General features: G+C 37.4%; 13 protein-coding genes and 3 tRNA genes. 4 read left to right on the plus strand and 12 right to left on the minus strand.

The window, feature by feature from the left end:
- Positions 1–8: 8 nt before the first annotated feature.
- The 4 genes from ACOQO5_RS18170 to ACOQO5_RS18185 form a co-directional block, all read right to left on the minus strand.
- Complete coding sequence (locus tag ACOQO5_RS18170) at positions 9–800, minus strand: hypothetical protein (protein ID WP_420583110.1); 792 nt, start codon at positions 798–800, stop codon at positions 9–11.
- Between the two features lie 129 nt (positions 801–929).
- Positions 930–1,574, minus strand: coding sequence for an STING domain-containing protein (locus ACOQO5_RS18175; protein ID WP_420583111.1), 645 nt, complete (start codon positions 1,572–1,574; stop codon positions 930–932).
- A 5-nt stretch (positions 1,575–1,579) separates the two neighbouring features.
- A complete protein-coding gene (locus ACOQO5_RS18180) occupies positions 1,580–1,984 on the minus strand; it encodes a hypothetical protein (protein ID WP_420583112.1) in 405 nt (134 codons plus the stop codon).
- On the minus strand, positions 1,974–3,104 hold the full coding sequence (locus ACOQO5_RS18185; protein WP_420583113.1) for a nucleotidyltransferase: 1,131 nt from the start codon (positions 3,102–3,104) through the stop codon (positions 1,974–1,976). Before ACOQO5_RS18185 ends, ACOQO5_RS18180 begins: the two co-directional genes overlap by 11 nt.
- Positions 3,105–3,207: 103 nt before the next feature.
- Between ACOQO5_RS18185 and ACOQO5_RS18190 the strand changes: the two genes are divergently transcribed.
- From ACOQO5_RS18190 to ACOQO5_RS18200, 3 genes are read left to right on the plus strand one after another with little or no spacing between them, the layout of a single operon-like run.
- Positions 3,208–3,888: a sigma-70 family RNA polymerase sigma factor gene (locus ACOQO5_RS18190; protein ID WP_420583114.1), complete on the plus strand. Its 681-nt coding sequence runs from the start codon at positions 3,208–3,210 to the stop codon at positions 3,886–3,888.
- A gap of 7 nt (positions 3,889–3,895) precedes the next feature.
- Positions 3,896–4,198, plus strand: coding sequence for a hypothetical protein (locus ACOQO5_RS18195; RefSeq protein WP_420583115.1), 303 nt, complete (start codon positions 3,896–3,898; stop codon positions 4,196–4,198).
- The gene (locus ACOQO5_RS18200) at positions 4,167–4,985 is read left to right on the plus strand and encodes an ImmA/IrrE family metallo-endopeptidase (RefSeq protein ID WP_420583116.1); all 819 of its coding nucleotides are present in this window, start codon (positions 4,167–4,169) and stop codon (positions 4,983–4,985) included. The genes ACOQO5_RS18195 and ACOQO5_RS18200 overlap by 32 nt, the downstream gene beginning before the upstream one ends.
- A gap of 59 nt (positions 4,986–5,044) precedes the next feature.
- Here ACOQO5_RS18200 and ACOQO5_RS18205 read toward each other — a convergent pair whose 3' ends face one another.
- Entirely contained in the window at positions 5,045–6,508 is a 1,464-nt protein-coding gene (locus tag ACOQO5_RS18205; RefSeq protein ID WP_420583117.1) for a hypothetical protein, read from the minus strand.
- A 630-nt stretch (positions 6,509–7,138) separates the two neighbouring features.
- Between ACOQO5_RS18205 and ACOQO5_RS18210 the strand changes: the two genes are divergently transcribed.
- Positions 7,139–7,456, plus strand: coding sequence for a hypothetical protein (locus ACOQO5_RS18210; protein WP_420583118.1), 318 nt, complete (start codon positions 7,139–7,141; stop codon positions 7,454–7,456).
- Positions 7,457–7,617: 161 nt separating this feature from the next.
- Here the strand turns inward: ACOQO5_RS18210 and ACOQO5_RS18215 are convergent.
- The 7 genes from ACOQO5_RS18215 to ACOQO5_RS18245 form a co-directional block, all read right to left on the minus strand.
- Positions 7,618–7,692 (minus strand) — tRNA-Pro (locus ACOQO5_RS18215).
- 37 nt (positions 7,693–7,729) lie between these two features.
- Positions 7,730–7,803 (minus strand) — tRNA-Arg (locus ACOQO5_RS18220).
- Between the two features lie 35 nt (positions 7,804–7,838).
- Positions 7,839–7,925: transfer RNA gene (locus ACOQO5_RS18225), tRNA-Ser, on the minus strand.
- A gap of 209 nt (positions 7,926–8,134) precedes the next feature.
- Entirely contained in the window at positions 8,135–8,476 is a 342-nt protein-coding gene (arsC, locus tag ACOQO5_RS18230) for an arsenate reductase (glutaredoxin) (protein ID WP_420583119.1), read from the minus strand.
- Between the two features lie 4 nt (positions 8,477–8,480).
- Positions 8,481–9,824 (minus strand): 1-acyl-sn-glycerol-3-phosphate acyltransferase, encoded by a 1,344-nt coding sequence (locus ACOQO5_RS18235; protein ID WP_420583120.1) that lies wholly within the window; start codon positions 9,822–9,824, stop codon positions 8,481–8,483.
- Positions 9,821–11,110, minus strand: a complete 1,290-nt coding sequence (locus ACOQO5_RS18240) for an MFS transporter (protein ID WP_420583121.1) — start codon at positions 11,108–11,110, stop codon at positions 9,821–9,823. Before ACOQO5_RS18240 ends, ACOQO5_RS18235 begins: the two co-directional genes overlap by 4 nt.
- Before the next feature lie 20 nt (positions 11,111–11,130).
- Entirely contained in the window at positions 11,131–13,914 is a 2,784-nt protein-coding gene (locus ACOQO5_RS18245) for a tetratricopeptide repeat protein (protein WP_420583122.1), read from the minus strand.
- Positions 13,915–13,988 lie beyond the last annotated feature (74 nt).

Raw genomic sequence — 13,988 nt, forward strand, 5'->3', positions numbered from 1 at the left:
TCTCTATTTTACTTCAGATTAACTTTCCGTTTTTTAATTGTCAGCTGAGTGATTTTGTCTCTTTCATAGAAGTAGTTAGTTGAAGTGGTTGTATCTCTTAAAACAATATACTTTTTAGTATCACCAAGGCTTATTAACTCTTGGCCAGTTATAATACACTCACCTTCATAGCTAAATGAAACTATAGAATCGTACTTCATGTTTTGTGCAGCAACAATACCTAATTCTGAAAAGAACTTTGCGCCTATAAAGAATGTGATTATCAAGAAAAAAGTCGTTAGTGGAATAGGCTTTCTTTTGAAATACAAATGTTTAACTAGGATTAGGGCTTGATAAGCTGATAATATAAATATGATGTTGATGGTGTAACCTAGGAACAAATCGAAAAAAGGGTCTAAGTTCGAATTGTCCCGATAAGCTGAAAGGATTTTGCCAACAAGGTAAAATACTATAACAGGTGGTTTAATACAGGAAAATATGAAGGCTAAAACCGACTTTGCATTTCTTATCTCGTAAGCGTCATCCCATGACACTTCAATCTGGTTAAAATGATATTTCATATCAAAATACTTAGGTATCAAATACATCATCAAAGGAATTATTAACACAATGAAGGTCAGAATAAACAATGGGCGTATTATTGGTAAGAATCCGAGTATTATTTCTTCAAAAGTATAAATGCTTCTAATTCCAATGTGAAAGTAACCGTAATAATCATCTGCGTATATGAACCCATAAAAAATAATTACACCAGGGATAACCTTAAGAAGGTTATCGACCTTGAAAATATTACTATTCATAATAAATTATAGTTTATACCCTCATGATCCGCTTAAACCATGAGGGGAGGTTTATAAATTGATTTATGGTCATTTCAATTGGAGCGAATTCTAGGGTCAGCTATTCCACCTTGTATCGATAAGTCAGAACTAAAAAGACAAAGACTTCTCTGTAAAGCTCACTGCATCGGTCAAGTTCTTTTTCTCGATCAGTCGTCGTACTTCCTTATTGAAGGCTTCTATTAGTTTATTACCTAGTACCTGCTTTTTAAAATCTGTAGATTCATTACGTGAGGATGCCACTTTATAATCTATATAAGACTGTAGGGACAATAATGTTCTTGGGAAATCAAAATAAGAAACTGACCCTTCTTGCTTTTCAACAGTCAATATATCGTGTGGTCTTCCTGTTTTTCTTTTCAGCTTAATTTGGTTCAGTTGATATCCTTTGGATTGTATTTGAAGTTTCATTCGCTCTATCTGCTGATCTGATAATTCTTCTAGTTCACTTGGGATATATACTTTGAAATCTAGATTAGAGGATCCGTTTTTTTGGAGGAGTTCACTAATCGCTGGTTCTAAGAAATTATTGACATAGCCATGAGCCAAAGAAATTGCTGGGGAGAATTCTAACTTCTCTATTCGACGCTTTTGAAAATAAATCACGGCTCCTTGTAGTACCACCCAAACACCAATAATAGGTTCCCATTGTGTCAGTTCTGGATAAAAAAACCAAAGAAGTAATAATATAAGTGTGATAGCTCTACCAGCTATATGATTTCTATTTGAGTTCATAAGTTTTATTGTTCTGGGTGAATACCTCCTCCTTTCCATTCTCCTGTTACTAACCATATTTCATAGAAAAACAGCCACAAGGAAACCCAAGGAATGATGTAGTCAACTATTAGTTTTTTTGAATTAAATTCTTTTGCCTTAGGAAAGAATAGGCAAAGGCTTCCATCCTTATATAGGTGCTCTGCCTTCTTGCCATTTACTTCCATTTTTATTTTAGGGTTTAAAATGAATATTTTGATATTATCTCGAAATCTATACTTGATTTCATAGCTGTACCAGCAGCTTCTGGGAGAGGGTTTTAGTTGCCCTCTTGCTCTTAGGTAATTCTTATCTAAAAAAAGATCGCACTCGGGAATTTTTGACTTCAATGCTGCTTGCTGAAGATGTATTGGAATATCTTTAATCTCCATAGAATGTATTTGGTTTTATTGGAAGACTTTCTTTTGATTCTTTTCCGACCATGATACCCGAAGGAAGTATTCCAAGTCCGTTACCTCTCCTGTGATTTACCTCATTAGCCTTCGCGTCCATAGCCTTGATGTATGGCTCTTCACCGAACATGCCTTTCATGAGTTTACTTTCGTCTACTATGTCATGCGATGCTTTTAATTCTTGCCAATCAATACTAAGCTGTTGAATAAAGGCAATAAAGTGTCTATATAGTTCAGGTTTGTCTTCCCACATATCTGCAAGATTCTCTTCGGCGTTTACAGGGTTAGGGAGTTTAAATGGTTTGTTAGGATATAGTGTTTCGATATGATTTTGTATCTGCGTTAAGATTCCTTCAAACGTTTCAGAAATGGATGATTGCCCTTCATAAAAATGTGCTGCCAATGTTGTAAGGACTATGCTAGTTGGTGCATTTTCAAGTTGTTCATTGAAGTAGATGTTTCTTCTCATTTTTATCAATTGTACAGCCCTTTGAAGTGGCTTCTTCCTAGCATATTCTTCGATTTCAATTTTGCTAGCTGAAAAGGCTTTTTCAAGAAACGTCATCTGAACCCTATTAGCGATATCTAGAAACCATGCCTGATACCCTCTTGGACATGACCTTAACCATATTTTTTGCTTTTGATCAGGTATATCAATCAGGTTTTTATCATAAACTACAACCATACACCCTGGAACAACGTCAAGGTGAAAGTCTCCTTTATAATTCAGTCTAACACATCGGGATTTAGATTCACTCATTTTTTTATAGGTCTCATTTTCGTTAAGTCTACGAACCACTTCATTAAAAATAGTTTCAGGTTCGTAGTTTGAGGAAAGCAATTGGATGTGGATAATCACATCCAAGTCAAACTCTGACTTACCAATTGGTTTCGTGGTAGTCCCAATGGATACAGATCCTTGAGGGTATATTTCGATCTCAGCATCACCGAAAAAATCAGGATCTTCACTGAGCCATTTACTTATTGCTTCGTAGGCACTTTTCAATCTGTTCCAGCGAGTTTGATCCAACTCTGCAGCCTCTGCCATTTTGGCCAAGGTGTCTTCTAGTTGTGTGTGTGAATCTGATGTGATTAACATGGTATTACTTTTAATTAAACAAAATTTTCCTTTCTTTACTTACATAATGCTCAAAGTGTGACACTTAGATCCTGTCACACTTTATACATTTTATCTTATATAGATGGAGAAAGAAAAAGAAGAGTCGTTTCAAAATGTTAGTGACGAAGAGTTGTTCTTCTATATGGCGTGTAGAGATGAAGATCCTACAACTGCTGACTTGGCCTTTAATGAGTTTTATTCACGTTTCAAGAATTACACTTTTTCAGTGTGCAGGGATTTTTTTATAAGTAGAAATCGATTTGACGAAGAGGATTTAAAAAGTTTTTTTCACAATGTGCTCTTGAAAATATATGAGAAAGCCGGCGATATTTCAATTGATAGCTCAGTGCCTAATGATGAAAAAGAATTTGTTATTCTAAAAATAATTAGTCGCTTTGTGAATTATGAAGGGTTAACCTATTTAAAGAGTTCTAAAAATTCCTCTTTGGAAATAAGCTATACTGACGAATTATTAAATGATGTTCCAGAAGAAGGATTATCTGAGCATCAATCTATTGAGAGAAAAACATTAGAGAAAGCATTGGCCTCTCTGAGTGATCGAAATAGATTCATTTTATTGGATTTCTACCGACATGAAAACATAAATTTCGAAAAGGCTAATTGGACTCCTCCAGAGGCATTAACTGAAATGTGCAACTATTATGATACAACCAAACAAGCCCTTAGAAAAATTAAAGAACGGGCATTGAAGAAAATAATGGAGTACGTTGATCAATCAGAAAAGTTAAAAGTAGTTAAATAGATAAATCATGGAAAAATTTAACAAACGACTGACCAAATCTCTAGTGGAAACAGGTAACCTTGTTCCGTCTACAATCGAGGAGATCAAGATTTATCTGAAGAGTAATAAAATTGAGCAATTGCCGGAACAGTTTGAGCTCAATATTGATTCAAAATCAAAAAGAGCCGAGTATAAAAATAATAACCATCATGAAAATTATTCAGGTACTGAAGAAAATCTAGCTCAAGCTGCAAGAGAAGGTCGAGAAGTTCCTGCCGATATAAAAAAGAAAATGGAGAATGACAGGAAGAACTCTAATCCAGAAATCTAGGAAGGAATTTATCGAAGAACTTGCTGAAAGTGTTGCAGAGGATTATTGTCCAAAGAATGTAATTCAACCAGAAATAATTGCTGATGAAAATGGTATTACCTATAGCTATAATAATTATGGGTTATGTTTTGATGGAATGTTAGAACACAGGTTTGGTAAATTTCATATTTTCATTAGCTTAAATAATAGGTTGGTACATGAATCTTCGCCTAGAACACGATTTACGTTTGCCCATGAACTTGGGCATTATTTCATAGATGAACATCGGGTTAGTTTAAAAAATGGTAAAACGCCGTCTCATCCTAGCTACAATAATTTTCAATCTAATAATCCAATCGAATTGGAAGCAGATTTATTTGCTGCCTGTCTATTGATGCCAAAGTCAAGGTTTGTTGAATTATCAGAAAAAAAGATATTTAGCTTTAACCTTGTTGATATGATAAGTAAAAAGTTTAATACAAGTTTATCCGCTACCTTGATTCGCTATGCTTCCATCAACTCTAATCATCCAATTTGTATTATTTGCTCTCAAAATGGGCGAGTAAAATGGCATAGAGCAAGCAATGATTTTGGTTTTAAATATTTGAAAGGATATGATGAAAATATATCTCCATGGACTGTTGCAGGTGAGTATTATACTAAAAAAATAAAGCGGATATCAGACAAGGAGGAAGTTGAAGCAAAGGAATGGTATAAGATTGGGGAAGATTATAATAGGACGCTGTATGAAAAATGCATTTATGCAGACACGCAAAACTTGGTGATGAGTGTGTTATGGGAAGATTAAAAATACTTCCGAAGAAACATACAAGCAGGCTACCAGCTAATAGCCTGCGATTGATCATTTTATTGCAATAGTCCAGAAGCATCATAAACCTCCTTCTTGCCAAACTCCCCATTATCATAGTAGAAAATCCATTCCCCAAGTTTGGTTGAAGAGTCCGAACTTAATCTCCAAGTGCCTGTAGTGGAGAGAGTTCCATTTTCATAATATGCTTTAATTTTGGCTACACGCATTTTGGTTTTTGGGGCTGAATTTCCATACATCTTAGTAAAAGCTGGATCAACATATTCGATTTCTTCATAAATCTGTTCTTCTTTTATTTTTCCTGATTCGTAATACATGATTCTGTTCGTTATCTGTCCAGTGTTGTACAAATCAGTCAAAGAATGAACACCATCTTCTGTGTATTCAAGAAATTCACCATGATTTTCACCATTCGCATTATAGTTTCCTATTTTCTTTAACTGACCATTCTGATAATAACTTTTGCACTCTCCAATAGGCCGATCAGGCGTTTCACTTTTTAATCCACCTTCCCATAGTATTTGACCTGAAATAGAATGGTCTTTGACTATACCAACTGGCTTGCCATTTTCATCATAGTTTACCACCCTGTAGTAGCTTGCCTCGGATGGAAAATCTACCTCTTTGGAGAAATCACTATCGTAATAGACAGTCCATTTTCCAACACGCCAGCCATTATGGTATTCTCCTTGATTTAATATATTCCCATTTGTATCCCACAAGGTAGAAACTCCTTCGAATACTGCATTGAGATAATCAGGTAATTGTTCACCTCTCGGCTCAAGTTTGAAATCATAGGCTATTACTTTTTCCCCTGTTTCATAATACAAGACTTGAGTATACTTACCATTTTCAGAATACCATTCGAAAGTCATTTTACCAGATGGATCATATTCCTTATAGGTTGTACTTACGCCATCTTCATTGAAGTAATTTTCTATACCCAAAGTGCCATCTTCATAATACCACTTGACTTCTTTAAACTTCGTCAGGTTACCCCAAGTAGTTTGCTTGAAGAACTCCTTGGTCTTGGGCAATCGGCCTGTGCCAGATGGCCATCTTTCGTTAGGGTACAATAAGGCAATTGCAGAAATTTCGCCATTAGCGTGCCAGTAGGTACATTGACCAGTTACCTTCCGGTGGAATAATTTTTTGCCATCTTCTGTAAATGACCATTCTTCTATAATCTCATCATCACTATATGATAGTTTCTCCTTAATGACCCCTGTGCTAATCGGATTTGAATCATAGGTAGAGGTCGAATAATATCTAGTTAGGAGACCATTTAATTTATTGTTTTTGAAGCTGGCTTCTACTAGCAAATCACCATTCTGGTCATACTCTTTATAGCTCCCGTGTTTGGTCGGTGTACCTGCTAAAACGTGATATACTTCGTGGAGATACTTTCCGTAATAATCATAATATGTTTTTTTCTCAACGAGCTGCTGGGCTCCAAGGTGTCCTGATAATAGGACGAATAATGTAATTAGTTTGATTTTCATGTCTCAAGGTTTAAATGGCCTTGAGGTTCAAAAGGCAGGATTAGCAAAAAAAAAGAGGGGCGTGAACCTCAGCTTATATTCATATCACTGAAGGCACGCCAATGCCCGCACAATTAGAATAATACCAAGGACACACCCCATGTGGGGCGTGAACTTCGATCATTTCTATTGTGCAAAAATTTTGGCGTTTTTCAGTGCAGAAATGACAAGCTACGCTTCTCTTAATATGTCTTTATAATCTCTAGTTTACTTCTATAGATTCTCGTTTAGTTCAAAATATATTTCCGAAACACAGGAAGATACCTTCCATGCACTCAAGTTACTTTCAAAATACTGAAAGTCCATAAGCTGCTCCCATTACAAAGAAAATACAAAGAGTGTCCCCGAACAATATTTTTGTTCGTTCCAAATGGTTTTATGAGGATTGCGGTCTTGCAAGACCGCAATTTTTTTATGTATCCCTGAGGGATTCATCCACTATGCTAAAGTATTGTCCGTGGAGCTTCGGATAATTTTTTTTGTACCTAAGAAACAAGGGGAAACGAAATTATGGACAGCAAGCTCATACTAAATGTGAGGAGGAAAGATAGATTTTGTAAAATCCATGCAATCACAGAGGATAATGGGATTGTGAAGTACTATACAAACACCAGCAACTTATTTGATCTTCGGGATGGTGTAACTATGGGAATCTATAAGGAAACCTATCACAGTACATGGGATGAAGTATGGGAGTTTTTCTCCACCTATCTAGATATCTATAGAAGGACAGAAAAAGTTGCGCTATCTAAGTTTTTACCAGATTGGCTCTTATTAGACCCCATTTATATAAGTCCTGATTTGCTAAAGTGGATTATAGAGGAGTTATCAGAGTTGAACAAGAACTATAACCTAAAAGAGTATGAAATGGGGAGGGTTATTACGTGGGTTAGGTACAGGAAGAAATGAGAGTAGTATATAACATATTTTGGAACTCGACCTATCGCTCGCCAAGCCCATTTGGAGCGTGTTTAAAAAGAGTAGAGAAGAATGCTTTGGGGAGTTCTTTAGAAGTAAGTGTTGAAGGGCTGGAAAATAAGAAAGCCACTCCTAAAAGTGGCTTTCTTGTGTCGGGGTGGCAGGATTCGAACCTGCGACCCCCTGGTCCCAAACCAGGTGCGCTAACCGGGCTGCGCTACACCCCGTACTCTAAGTTATCTCCGGTATTGACGATAACTATTGTGATCCGCTCAGGACTCGAACCTGAAACCTACTGCTTAGAAGGCAGTTGCTCTATCCAGTTGAGCTAGCAGACCATCAATATTCTAAGAAGACTTTTTCTTCTTTCTTGCGGAGAGAGGGGGATTCGAACCCCCGGTACGATTTCTCGCACGCATGTTTAGCAAACATGTGGTTTCAGCCACTCACCCACCTCTCCAGTGGATACCAAACTACAAGAAATGGATCGAAATCTCATCTCTTCGGAACGTTTTTCCCCTCGTTTTTTTGGTGCTCCTCAAAAACGAGATGCAAATATAGCATAACATATTTTAGAACTCCAACGGGTCTTTGAAAAAAGCATTAGAAAATTGAAATATTTTCTGGAATGTTGATTTTCGATGTAAAATCTGGTTGAGAAAATTTATTCTATAGAATGTCAATCACATTTTCGATGGGACGGCCAATAACTGCTTTTCCATTTTTTACTACTACAGGGCGTTCGATGAGAATTGGGTGAGCAACCATGGCATCGATCCATTGTGCATCACTCATTTCTTTGCCTTTGAATTCTTCTTTGAAAATTTTCTCTCCCTTCCGTATCAACTCAAGCGGTTTGATGCCAAGCATACTCACCAGCTCTGTAATTTCTTGTTTGGTAGGATTCGTCTTTAGATACTCTACAATTTCGATTTCTTCGTTTTTTTCTTCGAGTAGCGCAAGGGTCTGTCTACTTTTAGTACATCTGGGATTGTGATATATTTTGGTCATTTCACTAAAGTCGTTTTAGATATATTTCTCTGGCTTGATCCAGTTCTTCAAAAATAGAAATTTTCAATTCTTCAAGCTCTTTTAACAAGTCCTTTTTCGGATTGATGAAATTGTGAATTTTTAGAAATGAGAGACCGGAACGAAAGAAATTGTAGTAATGAAGTACATAATAGCCTGAGACTGGAAGGGTAGCGAAATACAAGCTAAGAAATATAGGATCAGGGGAGAGTTTTAAATCAAAAATAAACACTGACAACGCATAATAAGCAGGGAATATTACAATACCGAGACTCATCATGATTGGCGCGTAATACTCGACTTCTTTAGTGAAAACTTTCGCCAGCCAATATGGAGCCCTGAAAGGAAGGAGGTTTTGAATTAACCCATAAACATATAATGGAAAACCTGCCATCAAGTACAGCGAGCCAGAGACTAAAATGCTGATTTTTTTTAGTCTGCTTTGGAGTGGTTTTGTTCTATTGGTGGTTGTCTGAAATTCATCGAGCAGCTGACTGCATCTGTCAATCTTGGTTTTGATGGTTTCAAACTTATTTGGGAATGAAACCTTGAAATATTGAATGGCATTAGCGATCTCTTTAGTAAGCTGAAATTCTTCTTCTTTGCTATCTAATCGCTTGACCAATTGGTCTTTATAGATTCTTTTTATCTTGAAGAAGAGATCTTCTTGTTCTTTGTCTCCTGTTGTAATGGTAAGGCTTTCGAGGGATTCTTTGATTCTTCGTGTTAATGCCTGAACGCCCACTACTTCATCTTTTTCATAAGCTTCCTTAAAATCTCGTACATCTATCAGCTGCCCGGTATTCACGTAAATCTTACTTCTAAACTTGGATGGGTTGCTGTAGTACAGGCCAATAGGAATGATTTTCACACCTAATTCAAAGTCATTTTTCTTTTCGACACTTAGTGCAATACGGGCACCTCCAGTTTTGATTTTGCGAAGTTTCAATTCGTGGTAGCTGGTTCCTTCTGGGAAGAGCATCAATGAATTATTGCCTTCCAGGAATTTATAGCAATCCCGAAAAGTCTTTTCGTTGTCTATTTTCTCTCCAGGTGCAACATCCTTGTCCCTATAGACAGGAATGACTCGGAAATATGCGAAAATGGCATTTACAATGGGGTGCACAAAAATGGATGCATTGCCCAGAAAGCCTACTCGTTGCTTGAAGAGCGTAGCCAGAATCAAAGGATCCATAAATGTATTCGGATGGTTGCCTACAATGATCAGTGGCCCTTTGCTTGGCAATTCTACTGATTTATGAATAGTTACCTTACGGAAAAAAATCCGTAGGGCTACTTGTACTACTATTTTGAGAAAATTGTAAATCAAGTGTTGCCTTTATTCAGTTTTGCTCTAGATAATATGAAAAATCCAATAATGAAAAATAGCCCCATGAAAAGCATGGAATTTCTCATCGTGCCAGTAAGCTGAAGAATATATCCAAAGCCCATGGTCCCTAATACAATAGCGAACTTTTCTGTCACGTCATAAAAGCTGAAATAGGATGCGGTATCTTTTGTGCCTTCAGGGATCAGCTTAGAATAAGTAGATCTGGAAATCGATTGAATGCCGCCCATCACCAAACCAAGTAATCCGGCTAATCCATAAAATACAGTCTTATCGCCTATGAAGTAGGCAAGAATACAAATCGTAAACCAAATAGCGATGGCTAACGAAATAGATTTTTTGTTGCCTTTTTTATCGGAAATGGTAGCAAACAAGTAAGCGCCTCCTACTGCAACCAATTGAATGATTAATATCACAATAATCATTTCACTGGATTCCATGCCTATTTCTTCTGCGGCAAACAAAGGAGCAAGAAGCATGACCGTTTGGACACCCATACTGTAGAAAAAGAATGAGTACAAGAAACGTATAGAGTTTACATTTTCTTTGAGACTGCTGAAGACTTTTTTCAATTCATTGAAGCCAGATTTGAGCACTTCTCCTGTAATTTTACCATGGGTGCGTTTGTCCTCTAAAGCAGCAAAGGCAATATGTGCAAACCCAAACCACCAAATACCCACTAACAAAAACACGAAGCGAGTGGCACTGCCTGCACCATCAAAGCCAAAGGTTTCTGGAATGGATACTAAGACCAAGCTGACAATCAAGAGCAATACACTGCCAATATATCCCATAGAAAACCCCCTGGCACTGACTCTGTCCATTTGATCTTCTGAAGCGATTTCGGGAAGAAAAGCATTATAAAAAACGACTGAGGAAGCGTAGCCTAAGCTCGCTGTGATGGCTAGTAAAATTCCGTATTCAATATTGCTTCCCTCAAAAAAGTACAGTCCAATACAAGCCAATGAACCAAGGTAGGTAAAGAACCTCATAAAGGCCTTTTTTGAGCCTCTGTAATCAGCAACTCCGGATAAAATAGGATAGAGAATAACAGCGATCAAAAACGAAAAAGAGATGGCGTAGGAGTATAAAACTGAGCTGTTAATCGAGAATCCAAAAAAACTAACTATTTCTCCATCAAAGGCCGCCTTGGTGGCACTATTGTAATAAATAGGAAAAATGGCAGTGGTTACGATAAGGTTGTAAACTGAATTGGCCCAGTCATACGAACACCAGGCATTGATCGTCTTTTTGTCGTTTAGAATCATGGCCTGAAGATAAGAAAAAATTAAGCGTTCTTGGCCATCATTTCTTCAATACTCCGGTTAAATCTTTTATGGAATTGTTTTTTGAAATTGGTCACGTTTTTCATTCCAATAGCCTTGGCGGCCTCTGTTGGGTTTTTGAGGCTTTTGTTCTTAATCAGATTCTCTAAATAGTGCCACCTGATTTCTTTGATATATTCGTGAGGAGTGAGGTCCGTAAGTTTTTTGATCATACGGTATACTTTTCGCTCACTGGCTGCCATAGCATCTGCTAATACCAAAACCGTAAGATCAGGGTTGTCGATTTGTTCAATGACCAAATTCTTTACTTTTTCAAGCAATTCCTTTTCAATGTCATTGATCAATGGCTTATCATTTACTATAATCGAATTGCCGTTCTCCTTGACCCATCTCTCTTTTTGATCGAGCAAATTTTTAATTCTCAGTAGAATGTCTTCTTTGCTAAAAGGTTTCTGCAAAATGTTGTTTATCCCCCGTGTCAGCACTTGAAGCTGGTCATCGGCAGTGTTTCTGGCAGAGACAACGAGAACTGGAATGGATTTCCAATCTTCGTTTTCCTGCATTTTTTCCAACAATTCAAATCCGTCCATCCAGGGCATCATCAAATCGGTAATGACTAAATCGATCGGCTGATTTTTCAGAATTTTGAGGGCCATTACTCCATTTTCAGCTTCTGTAACTTGATATTCCGACTGCACAAGTTTAGCTATAAACTCTCGAACCTCAGGGTGGTCGTCGACTAGGAGTAGTTTTGGCTTGTCCTTGTCCTGACCATTACTGGTCAGTTCAATGTTAGGGTCAGGGTTGTATGTTTTCTCCCACAACTCTCCCCAAAGTTTGTTTTTAGTTTGGATATAATCGGAGGTCTCAGGGATTTGATTATCCGAATGCTCTAGTACCATAAATGGCATAGTCAGTATAAAAGTAGAGCCTTCACCTTCCTTAGATGTAACCTGAATTTCTCCTCCATGTACGTCTACTAGTTCTTTGACAAGTGAAAGACCTATGCCCAGTCCCTCGTAGACATGATAATTGTTTTTTGGTGATTGGTAATATCGGTCAAATAAATAGGGCAGACTTTTCTCAGGTATACCTTCTCCAGAATCGGTCACGGAAATGATTAAATTTTGCTGCTGGGTTTCAGTGTTGATTACTACGGTGTCACCTTTGTGTGTGTGTTTCAACGCGTTGGTAATCAGATTGAAAATGATTTTTTCAAATTGATTAGGATCAATCGAGATGGCTACGTTTTCCGGCACACTAGAATTAAAACTTAAATTCACTGACTTAAATTCGGCAGAGGATTTAAACAAAGCAACCAGGGTGGAGAGGTAAGGGTTGACAGGAACGTCTTTGAGGCTAAGCTTTATTTTACCTTCTTCTAATTTCGTTAATTCGTTAATCTCGTCGGTTAGGAATAATAATCGTTGCGCATTTTTGTTGGCCACTTCCAGATTTTGCTTTGAATCTGTAGTCAAATAGCTTTCGCTGTCTTGTTTGATTTGATCATAGTTGCCTAAAATCAGACTCAAAGGGCTGCGTAGATCGTGTGAGATATTGGCGAAAAACCTGGATTTCGCAAAATCTAATTCTTCTAGCTTTTTTGCCTGAGTCGAAATTTGTTTGTTCAGCCTCCTTCTTTCAACTGCTCTCATGTATATGATAATAGCAATGACCAAAAGTAAAAATGAAGCAGCCGCTGCCAGAATTATGATCGTTTGCTGGCGTTCTACGATTTCACGGAGAAACATGGTTTCAGCTTCCTTTTTTTCGGCCTCATATTGAGATTTCAAGCTTTCAATGGTACGGGTGGTTTGTTCATTGAAAATGGAATCTTCATTTTCCTGATTCAACTTGAAATAATGCAAGGCTTTTTCATAGTCGCCTCGACCTTCGGCAATGATCGACAGGTTTTCATGAATCTTTCGAATATCGTTTTTGAGGTTGTTGGCTTTAGCTACTTCCAGACTTCTGTTTGAATAATATTCTGCAGAATCCAAATTCCCTTTTTGACGATGAATAACGGCAATGTTGTATAAGCTGAAAGCCAATGCACCTTTGTTCTTGATTTGATTGATGGCGTCGATTGATTCATGAAAATATTTCAATGATCCATCGAGATCTCCTTTCCTCATGGTCAATTCAGCCAAGTCAACAGCAATAGTCACCAAGCCCTCCTGGTCTTTCAGTTTCTTGCGAATAGCTCGAGTTTTGAGGTAGTTGTCTTCTGCACGACTATATTCATCCATTCGTGAATAGGTACGTCCGAGATTGAGATAAACATAGGCGAGCATGTTTTGGTCATTGAGCTCTTGAGCAGGAATGAGCGCTTTTTCGAAATACTCTAACGCTCCTTCATAGTTGGTTTGATAGATGTAGATGTTACCAATATTGATATTGGAATAACCAATCTGCTCTAGATTTTGGGCCTCTTCAGCAGCTTTGAGCGCTTCAACAAAGTACTTAAATGCATTGGAGTAGTCGCTTTTATTACGATAGGCAATGCCTTGGAAGTTGAGACTTTTGATGATGCCACTTTCGTAATTATGACTTTTTGAGAGTTCGTATGCCTGCTCACCAAAATAAAGCGCTGAATCAGAATTTACATTTCGGTATTGCCAGCTGAGCTGAGCTAATATTTCAGCTCTTTGGATGCCAGAAGAAATGCCAAGCGAGTCTTTGAGACTGTCTATGCTTTTTTGGGATTGGGCAGTTTTTGCTAGTGTTACATTTGTCCATAGACAAAGTAGTGCTACCCATCCAAATATAACCAGAGACCTATTCATGCCAACCTTAAAACTATTCTCAATTGCAACCTCGAATTTAGTGTATTTTGCCTAAAAAATGGAAAGAGCATAAG

This window comes from Reichenbachiella sp., assembly GCF_965223055.1.
Lineage (GTDB): Bacteria > Bacteroidota > Bacteroidia > Cytophagales > Cyclobacteriaceae > Reichenbachiella.